Here is a 21,991-nt window from a genome sequence, read left to right on the forward strand (position 1 = left end):
TATGAAATAAGCTGTCTTAGTGAATATTCTACTCTTTAAGATAATGTGAGCTAAATAGAAACCATAGAGGGTTTCTATTCTATGAACTTGATAAGTTAAGACTTATCAAGTTTTTTATTATGATGGCAAGGATAATAAGTCGTTTAACCAACCAATTATATGAGACTTGTGAATTAAAGGTAAATTTTAACGTGGAGTATGAATGAGAATTTATTCTTGATATTAATATCTTTCACTTAAATATTTGTCGCTGGCGTAAAACTATCTACGTCACAGCAGCCGGCTTCATTCCGGTCGTCGGCTGGGTAGGAAGAGCCGCAAAAGGCGGAAAAGCAATCTATAAAACGGCTAAAGGCCTAAGCGCAGCGGATCACGCCCTAGACGCCTACAAATCCGCCAAATCCTTCAAAGTCCTGGAGCAAACCGAAAAAGGCCTCTACGGTCTTGTGGCTGCAAACGGCTTAGGAGAATATATGACCGGACGCGACATGTTCGGGAATAAAATCAGTGAAGAGCAGCATAAAGCAAGTCTTCTGCAAGCATTAGGAATTGCTGGAGCTGGGGCGCTTTCTACGAAGGTAGCGGGGAAAATGGGACAAAGCCTTGCGACCAAAGGCACCGAAAAGCTCAACAACATGCGCAACACGCTTCGCACAAGCGCCGTTGCCAACGTCACAAAACAAGCCTACCAAAGCGTCAAAAACGCACCGGCCTCTTGGACACAGTCGCTACATAAAACGTATAACAACATCCTAGACAGCAGCATGCCAAGACTGGGGCCAGAACTTGTGCCGGCTGGTCCAGCACTTGCCCAGCAGACGGTGAGAGAGACCTTGCAGAATGTGAAGCAGCAGACGATGCAGATGATTGGCAAGGTGACCTACGATCCAGTTCATAATCGCTATCGCGGAGCTGGCGGAAGATTTATGTCCAAGCGTGATGTGGAGAAGCTGGGTGATTCGGTTAAGGTAGAGACGGTCAAAAAGGTTGACGAGCCTGTAAAAGTAGAGCATGTGAGTGAACGTTCAATTCAAAAGGATACTGAGGGTACTGGTAATGGTAATATCCACTTTGGTAAGACAGATTTGGACGCTTTAAGAAAAAAGTGGAATGTTCCAGAAACTGATACAATAGCGGTAGGTAAAACTGATGTAAAGGAACTTGAAGGGTTGATTTTTGAAGGAGGGTCACCGAAAGTTAGGAAAGAAGCTGGCCTTTCAGACCTTGATGTATCAAATCCAAACAGACCAATAAAATCTTCGGGGAAAATACCATCTGCTACAAGACATGCTGAAGAGGGAGTAGCGAATCAATTTGTTGAGGCAGTCGAGAAAGCAGGTATACAACCTCAGGATGTAGTTGGGATTTTTAAGCTACATCAATCTAACCCCTCTGGGGTATGTCCAACTTGTCTTAGTGGGTTAGGAAATCCTAAAAAAGATCCAGGTATAATAAAACAATTAAGTTTAAAATATCCTAACTTAATTGTTGAGGTAACCTCACAGGCGGTAGAAGGTGCTAAAGTCACTGGAAGGTTAAATTTTAGAGTGAAAAATGGTGTATATATTGATTAGGAGTGGGTTAAATGAATCGATTTAATAATTTGAGTGAGGATGCCAAAGTAGTTTATCTATTGTCGCTATCGGACTTGATTATAGACAAGATTTCTAAATCTGAAGGATTTGAAGTAGCTGTTGAGTCATTAGAAAAAGCTTGGGAATGGTTAAAGTTTAAGAATATTGACGCATCTAACCTTTATTTATATTTAGAAAACATGGATGAAACAGATATCATGACTTATATGCAACTCGATAATGATGAAGATAATGAAAAAGTATGGATATGTATAGGAAATGCTTTGGCATATATAATTTGGGAGGCGTATCAATATGAACAAGGTAAATATCTCCCACAGACTATTGAAAGTGTTGATTACGAGACTGTCGAAAGTTTCATAACAAACTTTGAGAAGGTTTATGAGAATAACAGCTTGTCAGATAGATTATTACATTTTCTGGAAGAAAATTATCCGAAAGATACTGATAAAAAGGTGGATTTAACTTCAGTAAAGATTTTTATTAATGAATCTATTGAGAAATAAATAACTAAACAACCCCAAAAAATTCATAATTATTTAGTAATCTAAGCACACTTGTTATACTTTTAAAGACTGATTTTACCTTAAATGATAAGAGAGAATCAGCCTTTTAGGTAACAAGTGTTTTTGTTTTTTTGAGATAGTCATACTTTGTGTACTTAAATGATGATTTATTGAAGTTCATAACCCATTAAGGTAGTACCATCAAGGAGTATCAATAGGAATAGACGTGATTCCTATTGCTGCACTATTTGCTGGGGATTTCTTATGTTTAGACTTTAGAGAAGCTCGCAACAGACGTAAATAGGAAATATAGAGGAGAGGTCAAAAAATGATTAACTACGGAGAGCTTTATTACGATCATTATAGTAAATATTTAGGTGAGCCAATAGACCGAGAAATTTATCGGAATAATGAAGAGCTTCCTAGTATACAAATTTTAAAATATGAAAATGTCTTTGAAGAATGTTTAGTGTTTAATACATTAGGATTAAGTAACTATGAAGAAGTTTTAAGGGATAATATGGAAATTCCGATGGTAGTGGATGAAGCATTTAATAGCACAGGATATATCTTGGCTAATGTGTTATTTTACTGTCTCGGTAATGAAATAGAAATAGGGCGTGGAACAGCGGTTAGCGGTATTGAAAGTATTGAAAAGTCATTTTACCAAAAATACGATAAAAATGCAGTTTACTTTACTGAACCGTTTGCTTTTCCCGAAGAATATCATGAGCTAGATACTGAGAGCACACAACAAATGGGTAAAGTTTTGTTAAGTTTCTTTATTTCTCAAGCTGAATATGACTTTTTTATAACATATGGAGCAGAAAAGTTTGAAGAGTTGTTAGAAGAAAGCAATGTAGATCCTTTGAATGTTAATAGAAAGTCTGTAATTTGATAGCTAATTATCTATTAATAGCGCTTTCGAATTCAGTTGTTGTATCAAGTAATATATAAATACTACATCAGCAAGTGACCGTGAATGTTTTGATGACTGAGTAGGAGGAGTCGTACATATGCAAGCCATTAGTTTAGTAATTCTGAATGACTCAAATATTAATAAATATATTCCTTTGTTAAGACAAAAAATATTTAAATCTATAAGCGACATAAAACAAAATATTAGTATGAGAAATCCTGTGATTGCATGTAATTATTATGATGCAGAAGCCTTGGAACGTTTAGTAGCATCTGCTGAAGAGTTACTTTTAATGAGAGCAAGTATTAAAATTTATGAAGATGAAGAAGAGATTACACTTAATATGGTGAAAAATTTAATCAAAACGACAGAAGGTGTTGCAAAAGATAGGGGAGAAATGAATAACTTAGTGCTTAATGAAGCAGAGGGGAATAATATGTCATTTGAAAATGAACTTCATACACTTTATCGTAAAATTACTCAAAAGGTAAGCGATATGATTCCTGTTGAATGGGGCAGTTTTTACTTTAATGGTGAAGTGAAAGATGGAGAAGGTGGAGTATACTTTTTTATAAAGTTGTAGGAGAAGAAAACGAATATCAATATTCACATTTAATACCTCGAACATATCAAGTCGAAAAAAAAGCGTACAATCATTCTCTTCATGAATTATTTCATTTAACGGTTCAATTACACAACGTATTTATGGAGAATGAACAAGAACCTTGGTATTCAGTTACGATGATAGTGAATGATAAAACAAACTTAAAGGTGCACTTTAGTTATGTAAACTGGAATGACTCATAATTTGGACCTTCAGATCGAATTGAGTACTTTGAATACAAATATTTAAGTAGAGAATTAGCGGATGAAAAAGATAAAGAACAAATGATGAAAATGAAAAGATATGAAGAAGGTTTTAACAGCAATAATCAATAATTTATAGCATTTGAGTGTATTTAAAAGGAGGAAACAACTTATGGATAAGGACGATATTCATTTTCTTCAACAGTTACTTAATAGGACAGATAAGGATTACATAATAAGTTATTTATTGAATACTAATAACTCTCTATTGCTTCATTACTTTGCTGCAAATTATAACTGGAATAGTGGATTTGAAGTGCCAACAGTTATTCTAGAAAATGCAGCTTGTGATTTTGGAACAGGTTTACTGATGTTTCATTATGCGGACGGGTATCGTATGTTAGAAGATCCTGGTGAGGTTTTAAATTCTCCCTTGGGAAATTGGAAAAAATTTTTAGGGGAAGTTTACAATAAACTTATAAACTTAGAGTTTACATCTCAGGATATTTCTTTCAATCCTGAATTAACAAATATTCAAAAATATAAATTAAAGAAGAGTAATCCAAACATTCCTGAACTCCTTATTAATAAATCTCCAGGAGATGTGGTTGATATTTTTAAAATATAATGAATTAGTAACTAACTAACCTTAGGTTAATTGATGCATTATAAAAAGAGAAAAGAGTTAGGTCTAAGTCTAAAATACATAAAGGAAGCTAAATATCAATATCAAGCAGCTAAATCTGGAAGAATGGTAGGTATAGAATTTGAACGAACTGAAGTCATGAAAAGAGTGGCAGGTGAGACCGTTTTTGTTGGTGTTTCATTAAGGTCAAATGTATCGGAGGTTGCTAAAAGTGGAAAATGAAATGAAGCAATTACATAAAGAAATAGCTGAAACAGTGAATAAAATGATACCAGAAGAATGGGGAAAGTTTTATTTTTATGCTCAAATATCAGAAACTGGGGGAGGTACTTATTTTTTTTATAATACACCTCAGAATACACAAAGTTTTACGTATAGCTTGAAAATCCCGTTTGAGTATCATGTGGATCAACAAGAATTTAAAAAATGTAAAAGAAAACTGTTTGAATTGAGCAATCAATTAAGAAACAGTTTTGAAAATAATCATCAAGAGCTTTGGTATTCATTTACAATGTCTGTAGATAGTAACAGGAAGTTGAACATACACTATGATTATACGAATTGGTTTGATACAAAGTATAGTTTTAGTGACCAAATGATGATTTGGAAACGTAAATATCTAGGTGAAGAAGCAAGTGAAGAAAAAGATAGAGCATTAATTGCAAAGTACGATAGTGAATTTCCGAATGATCCTATTTGAGTAGATGATAATGAAGGAGTTTGCATAGTGGACCGAAACCCTAGTAAGAAATTGATAAGAAATGCCATTAAAACTGGCGATATCAACGTAGTGAAAAAACTAATAGGCGATGATATAGAGGTTTTAAATACCGTGACTGTATTTGGTACGTGGTTACATGTAGCGGTTAAAAAAGAGAACCTTCAAATCGTCCAGTATTTAGTTGAAAAAGGAATTGACGTTAATGCGAAAGGCGGGACATTCAATGCTTCTGCGTTAAATCTAGCAGCTGGGTCCGGCAATTTAGAGATAGTAAAGTATTTAATAGAATCTGGAGCAGAACTAGATGTGAGCTTAGCGAAGAGAAATCCGCTGTTTGGAGCAATTTATGGGGGGCATCAAGAAGTAGTTAAATATTTAGTACAAAAAGGAATAGATGTGTCTATTAGATACACAGGAGAAAATATCAAAAATATGAATGCCTATGAATATGCAAGGGAGTTTGGGCAGACTGAGATTGCTGAATATTTAAAGCGAAAGCTGAATGAAAAAGTACAAAAGAGAGTGCTTGAAGACTAATTAAATCGCATACAACAGGTTACAAAGCTAATAAAAGCAAGGAGGTCCACCTCATGCTAGAACCCATATATGCTGAAAACGTAATTGTCGGAGTTGTACATAAAAAGCAGTTTCAATGGTATGTGACTGACCGAAAGCTATGGTATTTGGATTATGTGAAGTTTGCACAAGCTTTTGAAAATGAAGGTGATTCAGCCGTTGACGAATACATTGAACCTGAACGAAAAGGGATCGAGGTTCTTAGCAGTGAAAATGCTGAGCTTTTTTTAAAACGTATAGAGTCGTATAAAGCAGAGGTGCCAACTCTTTTAAAGCTATTTGAAGATAAAATAGAAAGCGGAGATGAAGAAGATGCATTAGATTTTAGCCCTTCATTTTTAGTGAATTTTGATCAAAAGACGTTCTATTCCATGTTTCCTGAGCCTGCTTCATTTGAAGAATATGTTCCAAGCGATTGGAAAGGAACGTACAAAGACTTTACAGCTTTGATTCCAGAAACAGAAAAGTATTGGGTGAATAAGGACGGAGAAAGTTTATTTGAGGTGTGAAGACAAAAAGAAGCGTTGGTTTTAGACAAAGTGAAAAACGAACCATTAATCAACATGTTTGATTAGTGGTTCGTTTTTTTTTTTTTTTTGATGGTGAACGTAGGTTTTATCTATTTAATTCCTTCTAGCAGTTGATTGGATGGCAAGACGAAGACTCCTGCGGGAAAAGCGGGATAGATGAGACCCCGCAAGAGCGCAAGCGACGAGGAGGCTCAGTGCCCGCTCGCGGAAAGCGAAGTCTTGCACGGAAATCAACTGCCGTGTCACAAGCGGTTCAGCTCATGTATCCCATTTGTTCGTCTTTAGATTGAATTCATTTCGTTATGTTTCAACCTCTTTTTTAAAAAAAGTTATAATGTCTTTTCAGCAGCTTTTTGATATGCAAAAGAGGAAGATTTCGTTATTTCCTCTTCATCGAAGTCCATTTCTGGAGGAGAAAGCTTAAATCCTTTTGTAAGAAAAGTTAAGTACACAAGTCCTATGGCAGTCCAGATGCTTCCTAGCACTAAGGCGTGTTTATCCAGATTAATAAAGAGATAGAAATCAAGGGCTGCTCCAATAGCTGGTATAAGAAAGTACAGAAGAAAACGATTCTTTCTTTCATTTTTTAACGTGAAGTAATAGTGAAAAATGACCGATAGATTTACAAAAATAAACGTTAAAAATGCTCCAAAGTTAATAAATGAAGTAGATGTACTTACATCAAGCTTAACAGCCAGTAATGAAATGCCTCCTATGAATAAAATATTCATTAGGGGTGTTTTTGACTTTCGGTGAAGATAACCAAATATCTTAGCGGGAAGTACGCCGTCTCTTCCCATTGCAAATAATAAACGGGCTCCGCTTGTTTGAGCAGATAAGCCAGATGCGAATTGAGCAATAATTAATCCAGCTAGAAAAATAGAGCTAAATAAATTGCCGCCGATTTGTACGGCAATTTCAAATGCTGCTGAATCAATATTTTGAAAAGATGTATAGTCAGGATGAACAAGCTGTAGAAAATAAGAAGCTCCAATAAAAATGATGCCTCCAATTAGTGTAATAAGAAAGATAGCTTTTGGCATTGTTTTTTCAGGATTAATGGTTTCTTCAGATAGAGTTGTAACAGCATCAAATCCTAAAAAAGAATAACAAGCAATGGAAGCGCCAGCGGCTACAAACGAAAAGGAAAAATGCTCGTTCAAGAATGGGTTAAAGCTAAAGAGTGCAAAAGGTGATGAGCCTTTTATAAGGTATATAATGCTTAGTGAAATAAAAATACCGACTACGAGCAATTGAAAAATCATCATTAATGTATTGACGCTCGCCGCTGCTTTTAAGCCAATCATGTTGATAACAGTTGTAATAAAAATAAAGGCTAGTACAAATGCCCAAAGAGGAATGTTAGGGAAAGCTGTATGTAAATAAACAGCTCCGATAAGCCAAATAACCATAGGAAGAAACAGGTAGTCTAGTAAAACAGCCCATCCAATCATAAATCCGACATATGGATTTATGGATTTTCTTGTATACGTATAAGCAGACCCTGCAATAGGAAAAGCTTTAGTCATTTTACCGTAGCTATAAGCGGTAAATAGCATAGCAGCTAAAGCCACTATATAGGCAGTGGAAACTAGTCCATGGGTGGTTTCAGCCAACAAGCCATAAATACCAAATACAATCATTGGTGTCATATAAGCAAGTCCAAACAAAACAATATGTGACAACTTCAAAGTTGGAACTGCTTGGTTTCTTTTTGTTTCCATCTTTGCGCCTCCCTTAAAAATTGTTTTTAATCTTCTTATATCTATTTGTACAAATCCGCTCTTCTGTGCATAAGGTAATTAAGCTTCTGATCTTTTGATTCCTCTAAAGAAATAGCTACTGTTGAGATTTGTTCCTTGCTACCCATTTTTAGAAGAACTTTTCCTTTACTGTTGACGACTGCGCTATGTCCAAAAAAGAATGTATCTTCTTCAGAGCCTATTCGATTGCATAGAGCAATCGGCAGCTCATTTTCCATAGCACGGCTTTTTAAATAAGTTATTTGATAATCTTCGTAAGGGCTCATGTTAGCAAGCGGGATGATGAGTAAATCCGCTCCTTTTATTTTTAAAGTTCGGGCCACTTCAGGGAATTCAAGGTCATAGCAGATCATTAATCCAATGTTTCCGAATTTGGTTTTGAAAACAGGTAAAGTGTTGCCTGGGCGGAAGATTTCTGCTTCCCTGTCAAAAAGATGTGTTTTTTGATACGTACCAATTACAGTTCCGGTATCATCTATAAGAGCTGATGTAATATGATAATGCCCGTTAGCTGTTACTTCAGGAAAAGATATAACGGCGTGGATGCTGTGATCCCTGCAGCTTTGTTGGAAAAGCTGCAAGCTTTCACCACTCACGGATTCAGCTAGCTCCTTAATATCATCCCAAATAAAATAACCTGTTAAACAAAGTTCCGGAAAGACAACAAGGTCAGCCTGTTCGCTTACAGCTTGCTTGATACAGTCATTTATTTTTCGAATGTTTTCTTTTTTATTGCCTAGTACAGGACAAAACTGAGCAATTGTAATATTCACTGTAAAATACCTCCTCATAATAGTTTTCACTATAAATACAAGCAAGAAGTGTGCCAACGTATTTTTTCAGTCAATTCTGATTTTTAATCTTTAAAAAGATGAATTTTTTCATTATACTAATAGGGAGAAAAAGAAAATAAGTCATATTCTGCTTATACAGTTATTTGGAAAGCTAAGATGATGATTTTTATCATCAATGATGCGATTTTTCATTAGAAACAATCGAAAGGAGGAAATGGATAATGAGGAATTCTTCAATAGGTACCCGCGAATCAATAGTAGTCATCATAAATCATGAAGGACGCATTGATACCGTATCTATCAATAATAAACAAACCAGTCACTTATCGCTGTTTCAAGAAAGTATGTTATTTGAAGAAGTTCAGTGGAAAAAGGTCTTTACTGCTGCTCCAAGTGGCTCTACTCAGTTATTAAGCACCTATGAGGGAAGAACCTATCTATTTACCCTCCACCTTGTCCAAGCGAACGCTTACATAAATCAAATCGTGACATTAGCGAATATATCTCAAAGCATGTTTAACCCTTATTCCAATCAAGATCAGCATAAAACTGATGAGTTGATTATGGAATCATCTGCTATGAAACGAATTGGTAAAATTATTGAAACAATTGCTCATGTAGGCTCCACTGTTCTTCTACTAGGTGAATCGGGAGTAGGCAAAAGTCAAATTGCTAAATTTATTCATAGTACTAGTACACGTTCAACGCAGCCTTTTATTTCTGTTAATTGTGGTGCTATTCCAGAGAGTTTAATCGAATCAGAGCTATTTGGGTATGAAGAAGGAACTTTTACAGGCGGAAAAAAAGGAGGAAAGGTCGGCTTATTTGAAGCTGCTCATAAGGGAACAATTTTTCTAGATGAAATTGCGGAATTTCCTTTAAACCTACAAGCAAAACTGCTAGGTGTTTTGCAAGAAAACGCGGTGCGAAAAGTAGGAAGTACAGAGGAAAAAAAAGTAGATGTACGAGTAATTGCTGCAACAAATAAAAATTTACAGGAGCTTGTTGAGAAAAAATTATTTCGTGAAGATTTGTTCTATAGGCTTAATGTCGTACCGCTCACTATTCCACCTCTTAGAGAGCGAGAAAAGGACATACATATCTTAATTGATCATTTTCTTTTTAAATATAATACAAAATATCATCTTCGAAAAGAAATTAATGATGAAGTAAAACAAGAGCTTATCCAATATAAATGGCCAGGAAACATAAGGGAATTGGAAAACACGATAGAAAGAATTGTCGTCACAAATATGACTGAAAAAGAAGTGCTAGAAGAAAAAAATATACGTGAAAACGGTTGGTCATTTTCTCCTAAAGCACCAATGTCTTTGAAAGAAGCTAAAAGACAAGTAGAAAAAGAATTAATTTTAAAAGCTTACGGTGAATACAAAAGTACTTACAAAGTAGCAGAAGTACTGCAGGTTGATCAGTCTACTATTTCAAAAAAATTAAAAGTATACAAAAAAGAAGGTTTTTAAAGAGGTGAAGGGATGCGTCAATTAAAAATTGCATTAGCCCAGCTTAGAAGCAATTTGCATGATAAAAATAAAAATTTAAAGAGAGTTTTTGGAACGATGGAAGCGGCTAAAGATCAAGGTGCGGATTTTGTGTTATTCCCTGAATTATTTTTGACTGGTTTTTTGTTAAATGAACAGGTGGAGGAATTAGCTGAATCAGTAGAAGGAGAATTAATCACGAAAGTTAAAAAATGTGCTAAAGAATTACAAATAGGAGTTATTCTTGGTTTTCCGGAAAGACACCACTTTAAAATATATAATTCCGCTGTATTTATTAATAAGAAAGGTGAGATAGTAGGAACTTATCGTAAAATTCACCTTTTTGATCATGAAAATTCATATTTTACTTCTGGAGATAGTATACCAGTCTTTGATACACCTCAAGGAAAGTTTGGAGTAATGATTACATATGATATGGAATTTCCTGAAGTGGCGCGAATTCTAGCATTAAAAGGAGCCGAAGTCGTCTTTGTTCTTTGTGCGAACATGATTCCTTACGAGCATCATCAGCACGTTTATTTGAGGTCAAGAGCTTTAGAAAATCATATTTTTATTGCAGCTGCTAATAAAGTTGGATTAGAAGATGACTATGTCTATTTTGGTGAAAGTGAAGTTATTAATCCTAATGGGCACTGTGTGTTTAAATCTCTTAATAATGAGGATCTTGCGATTGTTGACATAGACCTATCGTCTTCGGTAAGTTCAAAGGAAATTTTGAACTATTTAGATAATCGAAAGTCAGATTTATACAGAAGAGAAGGGTTATAAGAGCTCTTTATTAAAGAAAGCTGCTATTACTTTTTTACACCAACTAAGCGAGCAGTGTGGCTCGCGGAGCTTGCGTGAATGGTTTTCCCTATTTTTGTTGATGTTTGCACCCAATTCACTTCATCCGGATAATTCGTAATCACTCCGTCACTTTTTGTTTTCCACAAAAATGAAGCCGGAAGCCGCTTGGTTCCAGACCACGGTGATATTTTCATTCCGGCAGAATGGACTTGGTGGATGAGAGTAGGCGTTAGGATGTCATAGGACGGGTTAAAGTAAGTGGCAAAAGCGGCTAATTGCTGAATTGAGTTTGGGTTTGCATCTCGTTCTGAAGAAGTTAGTATGCCTATAGGAACATTTGGGAGAAGCTCATGCATTTTTTTCATGGATGAAACGTTAAAAGACTGAATGATAATGTGATCGAGCTGTCGCTTGTTGATTTCAAAAGCTACTTTTCTTTCAATTCCAGGATAAAGTTCCGGCGCTTTTAACTCTATCAATATACCGATTTTTCCTTGAAATTCATCTAACACTTGTGAAAGAGTTGGAATTTTTTCATTCGTAAAAGAATCGTCTTTCCAGCTTCCTGCGTCCAAGCGCTGAAGCTCAGCGTACGTTAATTCTCGAACGTGCCCGCTTCCGTTTGTCGTTCGGTCTACGGTACGGTCATGCATAATAACGAGTACACCGTCTTTGCTTTGCTGCACGTCAAGTTCAATGTAATCCGCATTCATTTCTAGCGCTTGGTGAAAAGCAGCCATTGTATTTTCAGGTGCGTAAGCAGAAGCTCCTCGGTGCGCAATGTTCGTAAGTTTTTCTTCCGTGCGTGCAAAAGCAGAAGAGGCGATTGAACAGCATAACAAGGCGACGGCGCTTAGACCAGCTAAATATTTTTTCATCACGTTTCTCTCCTATGCGTTGGTATAGAAATAGCGTAACGAAAAAATATGATGCTGATATAGCGAAAGTATGTAGAAAGCGTTGACATTTCGTAAAGAAAAATAGGGACTTTTTCCTGGTGATGTTTACAAAAAATGCGTAAAAGAATAGTGATTTTAATTAAATATTAAGGAAACAGCGCTATAATAAAAGGTGTAAAAAAAGAATAGGAATTTCTTAGAAAATAGTTGTATAATAGGTGAGTCAGTCAATGAAAGGAATGGAACATGGATATTCAGTACATACATACGTTTACGATGCAAACAAAAGAGGAGTGCCGGACGCTTCAGCAAAAGCTAAAAGCACAAATTGATTTAACATCACGCGTCAAAATGGCGCATATACATAACTGTGCTGGTGTTGATGTTGCGTATTGGGAAGAAAACGGCGTATCCTACGGAGCGTGCAGCATTGTAGTGGTTGATTATCAGACGAAAAACGTTGTGGAAAAAGTGCACAGTGTAGGAGAAGTAACGGTTCCTTATCTTCCTGGGTTTCTAGCTTTTCGAGAGCTTCCTTTAATACTTGAAGCGGCTAAAAAACTTCAAGTAGAGCCCGATGTGTTTTTATTTGATGGCAACGGATATTTGCACTATGAGCATATGGGAGTAGCCACACATGCTTCGTTTTTTCTCAATAAACCCACCGTTGGAATTGGGAAAAGCTATTTAAAGATCAAGGGATATGACTACGTTATGCCTGAAGATGAAGCAGGCGCTTATGAAGATATTGTGATTGATGGCGAAGTTTATGGTAGAGTAGTAAGGACAGCAAAAGGAGTAAAGCCTATTTTTCTGTCGTGCGGAAACTATATTGATTTGGACATGTCATATCAGCTCATGATGCATTTTATTTCCAAAGAAAGTAAGCTTCCGATTCCGGTGCGCCTAGCAGATCTGCATACGCATGAGCTGCGGAAAAGGTATCGGCAGTCAACGGGGAAGTAAGCTGTTCATAATGAGTTCATAGTTTCCTTTTATACTGATGGTTGGAATATAGTAGTAGTGTAAAATTATTAAAGAATGAGTAAGGTGATTAAAGGTGAGTTCATTTGTTGCGAGTATTTTAGATTTTCTAACGAGCCTTGGCTATCTAGGTATTGCGCTCGGTTTAATGATTGAAATCATTCCAAGTGAAATTGTACTAGCTTACGGAGGGTATATGATTTCTCAAGGTATGATTAGTTTTCCTGGAGCAGTCATTGCCGGAATTATTGGCGGAACGATTGCACAGTGGTTTTTATATTGGATTGGAGCCTACGGAGGACGTCCGTTTCTTCAAAAATACGGCAAGTACTTATTTATTCATGATAAGCATATTGATCTTGCGGAAAACTGGTTTAATAAATACGGCGCGGGCGTTGTTTTCTCTGCTCGTTTTGTCCCGGTTGTTCGACATGCAATTTCGATTCCTGCAGGTATTGCTAAAATGCCGTTTTGGAAATTTACGTCTTTAACCGTGTTAGCGATGATTCCTTGGTCGATTTTATTTATTTACTTAGGGGGAAAGCTAGGCGAGAACTGGGCGAACATTGAAGACGTAGCAAGCAAATATACGCTTCCGTTTGTAGTTGCGGCATTTGTTATTATTGTTCTTTATTTCGTATTCAAACGCACGCGTACAAAGCGCGTATAAGATCGTTTTTTGACTGAAAGCATGGCAAAAAGCCATGCTTTTTTTGCATGCGCAACCAGAAGCTCTTTTATTTGCTCATGACTTCTTCAAGTGCTATTATTTTTCATACGCACTAAAAAAGGAGACGATTTAACGTGGTACAAGAAATTGTATTAAATGATACGCCTATTCAAGTTTACAGCTATGAACAAGAGATTGTAAAAGGCAAAACGAAAATTTCAGTTGATTTTAAAGTAACAAGTGAGGAATATCATGATATTACTACACTGTTATATAAAGGCACCTTTCATGTAAATGTCCCGGAAGAAGATCTGGATTTTCAAGGAACGATTCATCAGTACTCCACATCTTTTACAAATTTATATGAAAAAGGACAGGTAGGGGATTTTTCATTAAGTTTAATTGAAGTGAACGAATAAGGAGCAGATGCGTGATGAAAGTAAGTATACTCGACCAATCGCCCGTTTCATCCCATCAGACCCCAGCTGAAGCGTTAAAAGCATCAATGCAGCTGGCCAAGGCTGGTGACAAGCTTGGCTATGAACGCTACTGGATTGCAGAGCATCATGATTTGTCTGGACTTGCCTGTTCGGCTCCTGAAGTGATGCTTGGCTATATCGGCGCACAGACTAATAGAATTCGAATTGGATCGGGAGCGGTGCTGCTGCCTCACTACAAGCCGTATAAAGTAGCGGAAACGTATAACATGCTGGCAACGCTGTTTCCAGGGCGCATTGATTTAGGAATTGGGCGCGCGCCGGGTGGATCCGCTGAAGCAACAAATGCGCTGTCGGATAATTTCTTGCAGCAAGTATTTAAAATGCCTGAACTTGTTGAAGAGCTTCTTCAGTTTTTAGACGATAAATTTCCGGCTGAACATGAATACGCAAAGCTTTCAGCTTCGCCGCTGCCGCCGGTCTCTCCCGAACCTTGGCTTCTTGGCACAAGTAAAAAAAGTGCTGAGCTCGCCGCTAGAAACGGAATGGCCTATACGTTTGGACAGTTTATGAGTGAACAAGACGGTTCAGCTATTATTGATCAGTACAAACAGGCATTTCAGCCAAGACAGAGCGGAGATCAGCCCTATGCGATTGTCACTGTATCGGTCATTTGCGCTGAAACAACCGAGCAAGCGCATCTCATCGCAACGAGCTCACTCGTATGGAAAATTCAGCAGGATAAAATGGAAGCAAAAGGCGTGCCTTCTATTGAAGAAGCGGCCAGCTATCCGTTTACAGAAGAAGAAGAGAAAAAAATCAAGAAAATGAAAGAAGCCATGATTATCGGAAATCCAGAAGAAGTATATGAGCGTCTTCAAGAAGTTCAAGCACGCTACGGAGCGGATGAACTCATGCTTGTGACCATTACGCACGATCCGGCTGACCGATTAAAATCGTATGAGCTTGTAGCAAAGAAATGCAAAAAATAAGAGCCGAATGTCGGCTCTTATTTTTTATGCCCGTAATAGCGTTCGTATAAGTGTTGAAATGCTTCTATGGCATGTAAAAAAGAAGCGGCGTCTTGGCGGTCTTCTATTAACCAGCACGTGGCTAGTACAGAATGAGCGTATCCCCACAGTAAGATTCGTTTTTTACTTACGTTCAGTTCTTTGACAAATATATTGATTCGATGGTCAATTGTCTCTGCCACGTTTGTCTTAGGCAGATGATTTAAAAGAAAAGGGACGATTTCGTACTCTTTTTCTCCAATTAACCCTTTTGGGTCAATTATTTTCCACGCTTCACCAGACTGTAAGATGTTATCATGATGCAAGTCGCCGTGAAGCAGAAAAAGCTGCTGAGAAGTGCGGTTTAATTCAGAGAAAACGGCTAGTGCATTCTGAAGCGTTTCAGAAGAAAGGAAATCAATACCGTTTGGATACATTTGTGTACACTCTCGAAGCTGTTTCTCTCTTTTAATGGCTGTTTCGATAGTGGAGTCTGAGTGCGGCATGCGCCATAGAGATTTCATGAGCCCAGCAGCGATTAACGCAGCTTCGTCTTTAGTTGAGAAAGAGGAAAGCGGGCATCCGGGAGACAGCTTTTCGAGCAGTAAAATGCCTTTTTCAGCATCGCTGTCCACTATTTTTACCGTGTTCTCACCAGCTAGTGCTGTCAGTGCTTCTTGCTCATAAAGCAACTCTGAAGGCTCTACAAAAAATTTGACAACTAGTTCGCTTCCATCTGCTTTACGCGCAGGAGCAACAAAGTGGTAAGAAAGAGGGAAGTGAATGTGAATATTGATACGCCAGCGCTCTTCACAGTAGTGAATAAGCTGAGGAAAGTCAGCTAACCACTTTTGACCTTTATGAGAGTGAAGGTGAGTAACGGTGTCACAAAATGTTTGAGGCAGCGTATACATGCGTTTATCTCCTTTGTCGTTTCCAATTTTTTCTGATAAACTCATCATATACAGCCTACATAGAATCTGTAAAGAAAGAGGAGATCGTACACATGAAGAAAAAGAAGGTGAAATCTCCTTGGGCTCTCGCGGGGTTTCCGATTTATATCATTGGATTTTCACTTTTACTTGCTGGAGGCGCACCGGAGTGGTTAGAGACAGTGAGTAAAATCATGATTGCTCTTGGAGTCATTTTGCTTATCATTGCAGGAATTGATCTTAAAAAACGAAAAAAATCAGTACAAGCCTAAAAAACTGCCAAACGGCAGTTTTTTTATTTGAAGAAAGGGTAACAAGATAACTAGATAAAAATGTTGAATTATTATTCCGTTTGATGTATAAATATAATATAGAAAACAACGGTATTGAGAGGAGAATGAACGTGTCTTACGTAATAAAAAAAGAGGTTCCGTCATTTGAGCAGTTTGCTGCTTTGCATGAAGCGAGCGGATTACATAAAAGTAAAAAAGGCAATTATACAAAAGAACAGCTGTTTGAGGCTGCAGCCAACAGCTGGTTTAGAGTCGGTATTTATGACAATGAACAATTAATTGCATTCGGACGTATGATTTCAGACGGAATTTATCAAGCGCTTATTTGCGACGTGATGGTAGATCCCTCATACCAGAACAAAGGACTTGGAAAGCAAATTATTCAAGAGCTGTTGACGAAGTGCCAAGAAAGCGGAATTGAATCGATTCAGCTGTTTGCAGCAAAAGGAAAGCATCATTTTTATAAAAAATTAGGGTTTCAAGAAAGAGAAGAAGACGCGCCAGGTATGTCGCTTGTTATGTAAAAAAGCTCAGTGATCAATCATACTCACTGAGCTTTTTGTATTATGCCGTTTTTAAAACCGTACTTTTTTGGACTAAATTCCAAGCAACTTTTACTAAATAAACAACAAGCAAAACGTTCAGCATAGACGTAGCAAACATAGAAAATGGATAGGACGTGCTGTTTTGCATATTGCTGTCACCGTATAAAACAAAAAAAGTGTTCATGAAAATACTGATGCTAAATCCAAGGGATAAGTAAAGCAAGTTTTTGTCTTTTAAATAAATATAAGCGAGCAAAGCAAGCGCTGCTGCTGGAAATAAGTAGCGCTCATGCATGCTTGAAGCAAACGTAAATACCCCTGAAATTTGAATAAGCGCTGCAAGAGCGGCGTATTTAAAGCTGCGCCCTTTTATATAAATAAGCCATGAAAAAACAGTTGTCGCGACGATAAAAATAAGTCCCCACGTATGATAGCTGAAAAACAGCAGCGTTGCAGAGCTGTCTTTATAGTTTGCGCCTATTAAACTAAAGAAGTTATAGGCGTTAACAGAGGCATACGGGTATTCTCCAATGGTTGATGAAAATAAATCAATAATCCACGTTGGACTTTTTCCAATTGAAAAAGGCAATAAAATCGCTGCAGCAGTGAAAGCCGCCGTTAAAGCAATGCCGAAGAAATGTTTTACTTGCTTTAGGCGAATGAGTTCAAAAAACAAAATGGGCAGGATAATAATCGCCTGCGGCTTCATTAAGACCGCTGCTGTAAAAATAACGGCTGACGCGTAAATTCTTTTTTCCGTAATCATCACAATCGCTAGGACAATAAGCAAAGTGAAAAATGAATCGACTTGTCCCCAAAACGTTGAATTAACTAAAATGGCCGGATTAAATAAATACCCAATTGCTAACAGATATGCAAAAGAAGGTGCTAAGTATTTACGAGCTAAACGATAGAGTAAATAAGATGTGATGACATCTGCTAAAATAGGCGGGATTTTAATCAACAGCGAAAAATACTGCTGAAAATCCGGTAAACTGCCAACTTTCCCAACGATAAACAAGATATAAATATAAAACGGCGGATAATCGCTCCCGCTTTTAGCGTAGAAATTGGAAAAATGATTGGCCGCAACCGATGCCCAGTTTTTGAAAAGCGACGCATCCATATGAGAGCCTACCCACGGAATCAGCGCAATCCGGATAAATAGTCCAGTGCCAAGTAATGACCATAAAATAACGCGAGAATGCCCTATCGAATGATGCCATTTCTTTTTCTTTAATAATCCGTAAACGAAAGCTGCTGCTATAAAAAAGCCCACCGTATAAAGAGCTAGCGGTGTTTCATAGTCCTTATTAGCTCCTTGACTTCCGGCACCGTTATCCATAGATAGATTATGAAAAGGCGTTACGTGTTCTCCGGAATTGCTAGACGAAGCGGGACCGTTTCCTGAAGGGAGACGATGATCCCTCGAATTATTATCAGGAGCAGATATACCATTAGTAATCTTTTTTAACTGATAACTTTCTTGAATCGAAAATAAATGTTCTTCTCCTTTGTAGTGTGATAGTGAAACGATACTGAAAACAAATGCTAAAAGAAAAGCTGCCGTTACGATAAAAGCCGTTCTTTTTTGTAGTATGTTCATATAAAATCCTCCGATGACAATGTATCGAATAAGTAGTAGTGTGTCTCCATACTATAAGGGGAGTTGGTGAAAATAAAGTGAAACTTCTTTAATAAAGAGCGGAAGCGAGAGCATAAAAAAACAAGGCCTTAGAAGACCTTGTTTTTTATATTGCTTATAGTACAGCATCAAACTTATTCACTTTCCACTGTGAACCAGATTTATAAAATGTAACGGTGCGTTTTACACTTCCTCCGTCAACCGTTGGAACCGTAAATTGATAAGAGCGAACATCGGCACGCTGATAAGTTAGTTTTACTTTTGCTTTGTTCCACTCTAGCATGCTGAATCCGTCACCGACAGGACGAGCAAGCTTTCCGTTATATGTGATGTAGCGATAATTTGTTAATCCTTTTTGAATAGCACTGTTTGTAAAAGTTTCAGATAAGTAGCTTACTAGTTTGCTTTTTGTATTAAAATCTTGACAAAGATATGAGTACTGAGTGCCTTTATAATTAAATGTTTTTTGAGTACATAAATTACCTTTAGATCCATGAAGTGCATTCCAGAAATGGTTGCTTGCGTTTGCTGCAATTTTTACCGCATTAGTCGTTGATAGATTTTGTGATGCTGCTTGAGCTGTAACTCCTGTGCTTAGTGAAAAGAAAAGAGCAAGTGATGCTAAGATTATTCCAATTTTTTTCATTTCCATTTCCCTCCTACTCATTCATTGAAATATATGTAACATTCATGCTGTTAATATTACAATTGTTACATTTATATTACAATACTTCTTTAAAGAAATAAAGAGTATTTCTTATATATGTTTGAATTATTCCCGTATTTTCTTAAATAAAACGTAGAATTAAAAGAAAACATATAAACAGTATGTCAATTATGTGTCACATATTTCGTCGCTTTACAAGTTCGTATATAATAGGAATAAACCGACCACTATGCTGATGTAGATAAATAGGTCAGGCACAAAAGGAGAACGTAGACTAATGGGTGTTTCAGAAGTAACATCAGGAATTATTATTACCACTGCTGTAATTGCTATTGTGATTATTACAGTTGGTGTTTTGGCTACAATGATTGCGATTGCGAAGAAAGCAAATAAAAAGTAAGTATGTAGAGGAGAGTTAGTATAGTAACTAATTCTCTTTTTTTTGAAAAAAACCTATCGCTATTTTTATAATAAAAATGCATAAATAACGCGTGCATTATTCATAGAAAAAAGCAGGAAATTTACGTTTTGAAGCTAATAGATACATAAGGCAAGCTGCGCACTTTCATTACAAAAACAATGGAAGGGGTTCTAACAGACTTCAAGTGATATCGCCTATTTTATGTCATAATGAATGATATTCATTAACCCCGCACCTTAGACGCACTTTATAACCAAATAATGAGGAGAGTGGTTGAGTTGCAACGACAAAAAGTAGCAGTGAATGGAGAAAGGTTAAAAAATACGCTTGAACGATTTGCCGATTATGGACGAACACCTAATAACGGTGTAACCCGCTTAGCGCTGTCAGAAGAAGACCGCTTAGTACGAGACTATTTTTGTTCATGCTGTCGTGACCTTGGAATGGATATTAAAATTGACGATCTTGGATGTATTTACGCCACGCTTGAAGGACTAGAAGATAAGCCGCCTGTTGTGATTGGCTCACACATGGACAGCGTAAAAAAAGGCGGAAGGTTTGACGGAATCCTCGGTGTAGTTGCAGGATTAGAGTTAGTAAGAACGCTCGTTGAACATAATATTAAGCCGAAGGTGCCGATTACCATTGTTAACTTTACGAATGAAGAAGGAGCGCGTTTTGAGCCTTCTATGATGGCTTCAGGTATTTTATCGGGCAAATTTCAAAAAGACGTTATGATGAAGAAGACGGATGTTGACGGCGTGACGTTTGAGCAAGCTCTTCAATCATGCGGATATGAAGGCGATACGAGTAACCGCCTTACTGAAGCATCGGCATTTGTAGAATTACATATTGAGCAAGGGCCTATTTTAGAACGAGAAGCCAAATCAATCGGTGTAGTGGAGTGCGTGCTCGGCATGGTATGTTATGAAATTGAAGTTACCGGGGAGTCAGACCACGCCGGGACGACGCCGATGGATATGCGGAAAGATGCGCTTTTTGCAACCAATAATTTAATTGCTGAAGCTCGTCATGAGCTCGGCAGATTAGATTCAAATTTAGTCTATACAATGGGTCGTATGAACGTACTGCCTAATATTCATACCGTTATTCCAAATAAAGTTATTTTTTCGCTTGAAGCGAGACATACGGATGAAGACGTCATTGCGTCCGTGGAAAAGATCATTCAGTCACTGCCTGATCAAGCGGAGCTGTTAGAAGGCTGCGAAGTGCGGGTGACCAAGCTTTGGGGACGCGATACCGTATGGTTTGATAAAACCGTTTGCGATGAAGTGGAAGAATCCGTTCGTTCGCTTGGGTATTCCTACAAGCGAATGGTAAGCGGAGCTGGACATGACGCACAGTTTTTAGCTACCTATATTCCGACGGCTATGATTTTTATTCCGAGCGTAAACGGAAAAAGTCATTGTGAAGAAGAATTTACTCCTTGGGAAGAATGCGAAAAAGGTGTAAATGTACTTTTAGAGACGGTGATTAAGTTAGCTCAGAAGTAACGGAGCAAAAGAGTAAACCTGCGGAGGTTTGCTCTTTTTTAGTGCTTAGAAAGACTGCGAACTATCGCATTGAACTTTTGGTTTATTATGGCTACAATAAATGAGAAGCATGCGGATGGATGTGAAAGAAGGATGTGAAAAAAAGTGAGATGTTCTCACTTAAAGAAATGAAAATTACTATTATTATTGCAGATGATAATTCGTTTATTCGAGAAGGAATGAAAATTATATTAAATACATACGAGGAGTTCGACGTTGTCGCTACTTTAAAAGATGGTCAGGAAGCCGTTCAATATTGCAAAAACCATTCCGTCGATATTGCATTGTTAGATGTAAGAATGCCCGTTATGGACGGTGTAGAGGCTACAAAGCTTATTTCAGAGTTAACGAAAGCAAAGCCGCTTATTTTAACTACGTTTGATGATGATGAATATATTATTGATGCCGTAAAAAACGGAGCTAAAGGCTACTTGTTAAAAAATACAGAACCGGAGCGCATTCGAGACGCAATCAAAAGTGTATTCAACGGACATACGGTTCTTCAAGATGTTGTGCTTGATAAGATTAAATCAAGTTTAAACGCTGCAACTGAGCGTGAGTCAAAAGCGGATATGACACAGTTTACAGAGCGTGAAACGAGCATTATGACGCTTATTGCCAAGGGGCTTTCGAATAAAGAAATTTCTAAAACGCTTTTTATTTCAGAAGGTACCGTAGCAAACTATATTAGTTCGATTTTAAGTAAAACGGGACTTGAGCATCGCACTCAAATTGCTATTTATTATTTAACCGGTAAAGGGAAGTAGGG

At 37.3% G+C, this 21,991-nt stretch carries 26 protein-coding genes and 1 pseudogene; 21 read left to right on the forward strand and 6 right to left on the reverse strand.

All coding sequences use genetic code 11. The features are described from left to right. Positions 1–269: 269 nt before the first annotated feature. From ACFX4N_RS01050 to ACFX4N_RS01095, 10 genes and pseudogenes are all read left to right on the forward strand, one after another. A pseudogene (locus ACFX4N_RS01050) lies at positions 270–608 on the forward strand (T7SS effector LXG polymorphic toxin); the annotation flags it as partial. A 977-nt stretch (positions 609–1,585) separates the two neighbouring features. Beyond that, positions 1,586–2,101, forward strand: a complete 516-nt coding sequence (locus ACFX4N_RS01055; protein ID WP_274589384.1) for an Imm6 family immunity protein — start codon at positions 1,586–1,588, stop codon at positions 2,099–2,101. A gap of 328 nt (positions 2,102–2,429) precedes the next feature. Further along, positions 2,430–2,999: a suppressor of fused domain protein gene (locus ACFX4N_RS01060; protein ID WP_057273314.1), complete on the forward strand. Its 570-nt coding sequence runs from the start codon at positions 2,430–2,432 to the stop codon at positions 2,997–2,999. A 118-nt stretch (positions 3,000–3,117) separates the two neighbouring features. Then, positions 3,118–3,603, forward strand: a complete 486-nt coding sequence (locus ACFX4N_RS01065; protein ID WP_235567308.1) for an immunity protein YezG family protein — start codon at positions 3,118–3,120, stop codon at positions 3,601–3,603. Positions 3,604–3,635: 32 nt separating this feature from the next. Further along, on the forward strand, positions 3,636–3,827 hold the full coding sequence (locus tag ACFX4N_RS01070; RefSeq protein WP_235567356.1) for an immunity protein YezG family protein: 192 nt from the start codon (positions 3,636–3,638) through the stop codon (positions 3,825–3,827). 172 nt (positions 3,828–3,999) lie between these two features. Beyond that, entirely contained in the window at positions 4,000–4,455 is a 456-nt protein-coding gene (locus tag ACFX4N_RS01075; RefSeq protein ID WP_057273313.1) for a DUF4274 domain-containing protein, read from the forward strand. 229 nt (positions 4,456–4,684) lie between these two features. Beyond that, positions 4,685–5,173: an immunity protein YezG family protein gene (locus ACFX4N_RS01080; RefSeq protein WP_057273311.1), complete on the forward strand. Its 489-nt coding sequence runs from the start codon at positions 4,685–4,687 to the stop codon at positions 5,171–5,173. Positions 5,174–5,200: 27 nt separating this feature from the next. Further along, a complete protein-coding gene (locus ACFX4N_RS01085; protein WP_057273310.1) occupies positions 5,201–5,731 on the forward strand; it encodes an ankyrin repeat domain-containing protein in 531 nt (176 codons plus the stop codon). A gap of 53 nt (positions 5,732–5,784) precedes the next feature. Further along, positions 5,785–6,279: a hypothetical protein gene (locus ACFX4N_RS01090; protein WP_057273309.1), complete on the forward strand. Its 495-nt coding sequence runs from the start codon at positions 5,785–5,787 to the stop codon at positions 6,277–6,279. Between the two features lie 131 nt (positions 6,280–6,410). Beyond that, the gene (locus ACFX4N_RS01095) at positions 6,411–6,590 is read left to right on the forward strand and encodes a hypothetical protein (RefSeq protein WP_082888763.1); all 180 of its coding nucleotides are present in this window, start codon (positions 6,411–6,413) and stop codon (positions 6,588–6,590) included. A 39-nt stretch (positions 6,591–6,629) separates the two neighbouring features. Here ACFX4N_RS01095 and ACFX4N_RS01100 read toward each other — a convergent pair whose 3' ends face one another. Together ACFX4N_RS01100 and ACFX4N_RS01105 are read right to left on the reverse strand one after the other, a co-directional pair. Beyond that, positions 6,630–8,024: an APC family permease gene (locus ACFX4N_RS01100; RefSeq protein WP_377260680.1), complete on the reverse strand. Its 1,395-nt coding sequence runs from the start codon at positions 8,022–8,024 to the stop codon at positions 6,630–6,632. A 41-nt stretch (positions 8,025–8,065) separates the two neighbouring features. After that, positions 8,066–8,836, reverse strand: a complete 771-nt coding sequence (locus ACFX4N_RS01105) for a carbon-nitrogen hydrolase family protein (RefSeq protein ID WP_063671774.1) — start codon at positions 8,834–8,836, stop codon at positions 8,066–8,068. A 242-nt stretch (positions 8,837–9,078) separates the two neighbouring features. On the opposite strand from ACFX4N_RS01105, the gene ACFX4N_RS01110 reads away from it, so the two are divergent. Both ACFX4N_RS01110 and ACFX4N_RS01115 read left to right on the forward strand, forming a co-directional pair. Then, positions 9,079–10,338, forward strand: coding sequence for a sigma-54 interaction domain-containing protein (locus tag ACFX4N_RS01110; protein ID WP_057273307.1), 1,260 nt, complete (start codon positions 9,079–9,081; stop codon positions 10,336–10,338). Positions 10,339–10,350: 12 nt separating this feature from the next. Next, on the forward strand, positions 10,351–11,145 hold the full coding sequence (locus tag ACFX4N_RS01115) for a carbon-nitrogen hydrolase family protein (RefSeq protein WP_057273306.1): 795 nt from the start codon (positions 10,351–10,353) through the stop codon (positions 11,143–11,145). 26 nt (positions 11,146–11,171) lie between these two features. On the opposite strand, the gene ACFX4N_RS01120 is transcribed toward ACFX4N_RS01115, so the two are convergent. Next, a complete protein-coding gene (locus tag ACFX4N_RS01120; RefSeq protein WP_098196574.1) occupies positions 11,172–12,044 on the reverse strand; it encodes a glycerophosphodiester phosphodiesterase in 873 nt (290 codons plus the stop codon). Positions 12,045–12,311: 267 nt separating this feature from the next. Between ACFX4N_RS01120 and ACFX4N_RS01125 the strand changes: the two genes are divergently transcribed. The 4 genes from ACFX4N_RS01125 to ACFX4N_RS01140 all read left to right on the forward strand — a co-directional run bounded on the left by ACFX4N_RS01125 (position 12,312) and on the right by ACFX4N_RS01140 (position 15,148). Then, the gene (locus ACFX4N_RS01125) at positions 12,312–13,031 is read left to right on the forward strand and encodes an endonuclease V (protein ID WP_328143063.1); all 720 of its coding nucleotides are present in this window, start codon (positions 12,312–12,314) and stop codon (positions 13,029–13,031) included. 94 nt (positions 13,032–13,125) lie between these two features. Beyond that, complete coding sequence (gene uptA / locus ACFX4N_RS01130; protein ID WP_013057365.1) at positions 13,126–13,719, forward strand: undecaprenyl phosphate transporter UptA; 594 nt, start codon at positions 13,126–13,128, stop codon at positions 13,717–13,719. Positions 13,720–13,853: 134 nt separating this feature from the next. Beyond that, complete coding sequence (locus tag ACFX4N_RS01135; protein ID WP_013057364.1) at positions 13,854–14,138, forward strand: DUF3219 family protein; 285 nt, start codon at positions 13,854–13,856, stop codon at positions 14,136–14,138. A 14-nt stretch (positions 14,139–14,152) separates the two neighbouring features. Next, a complete protein-coding gene (locus ACFX4N_RS01140; protein ID WP_057273303.1) occupies positions 14,153–15,148 on the forward strand; it encodes an LLM class flavin-dependent oxidoreductase in 996 nt (331 codons plus the stop codon). 17 nt (positions 15,149–15,165) lie between these two features. Here ACFX4N_RS01140 and ACFX4N_RS01145 read toward each other — a convergent pair whose 3' ends face one another. After that, entirely contained in the window at positions 15,166–16,125 is a 960-nt protein-coding gene (locus tag ACFX4N_RS01145; RefSeq protein WP_240530773.1) for an aminoglycoside phosphotransferase family protein, read from the reverse strand. Positions 16,126–16,172: 47 nt separating this feature from the next. On the opposite strand from ACFX4N_RS01145, the gene ACFX4N_RS01150 reads away from it, so the two are divergent. Continuing rightward, positions 16,173–16,370 (forward strand): hypothetical protein, encoded by a 198-nt coding sequence (locus ACFX4N_RS01150; RefSeq protein ID WP_013057361.1) that lies wholly within the window; start codon positions 16,173–16,175, stop codon positions 16,368–16,370. A 125-nt stretch (positions 16,371–16,495) separates the two neighbouring features. Further along, positions 16,496–16,915, forward strand: coding sequence for a GNAT family N-acetyltransferase (locus tag ACFX4N_RS01155; RefSeq protein WP_155660366.1), 420 nt, complete (start codon positions 16,496–16,498; stop codon positions 16,913–16,915). Positions 16,916–16,955: 40 nt separating this feature from the next. On the opposite strand, the gene ACFX4N_RS01160 is transcribed toward ACFX4N_RS01155, so the two are convergent. Together ACFX4N_RS01160 and ACFX4N_RS01165 are read right to left on the reverse strand one after the other, a co-directional pair. Then, positions 16,956–18,542 carry an MptA/MptB family glycosyltransferase gene (locus ACFX4N_RS01160; RefSeq protein ID WP_013057359.1) on the reverse strand — a complete coding sequence of 529 codons (1,587 nt, stop codon included), beginning with the start codon at positions 18,540–18,542 and terminating at the stop codon, positions 16,956–16,958. A gap of 154 nt (positions 18,543–18,696) precedes the next feature. After that, the gene (locus tag ACFX4N_RS01165) at positions 18,697–19,233 is read right to left on the reverse strand and encodes an IseA DL-endopeptidase inhibitor family protein (protein ID WP_013057358.1); all 537 of its coding nucleotides are present in this window, start codon (positions 19,231–19,233) and stop codon (positions 18,697–18,699) included. 292 nt (positions 19,234–19,525) lie between these two features. On the opposite strand from ACFX4N_RS01165, the gene ACFX4N_RS01170 reads away from it, so the two are divergent. From ACFX4N_RS01170 to ACFX4N_RS01180, 3 genes are all read left to right on the forward strand, one after another. After that, a complete protein-coding gene (locus tag ACFX4N_RS01170) occupies positions 19,526–19,648 on the forward strand; it encodes a hypothetical protein (RefSeq protein ID WP_013057357.1) in 123 nt (40 codons plus the stop codon). A gap of 299 nt (positions 19,649–19,947) precedes the next feature. Then, the gene (locus ACFX4N_RS01175; RefSeq protein ID WP_192100367.1) at positions 19,948–21,183 is read left to right on the forward strand and encodes a Zn-dependent hydrolase; all 1,236 of its coding nucleotides are present in this window, start codon (positions 19,948–19,950) and stop codon (positions 21,181–21,183) included. A gap of 167 nt (positions 21,184–21,350) precedes the next feature. Further along, complete coding sequence (locus ACFX4N_RS01180) at positions 21,351–21,989, forward strand: response regulator (protein WP_013057355.1); 639 nt, start codon at positions 21,351–21,353, stop codon at positions 21,987–21,989. Positions 21,990–21,991: the final 2 nt, after the last annotated feature.

Source organism: Priestia sp. YIM B13551 (assembly GCF_042787905.1).
Classification (GTDB): Bacteria; Bacillota; Bacilli; order Bacillales; family Bacillaceae_H; genus Priestia.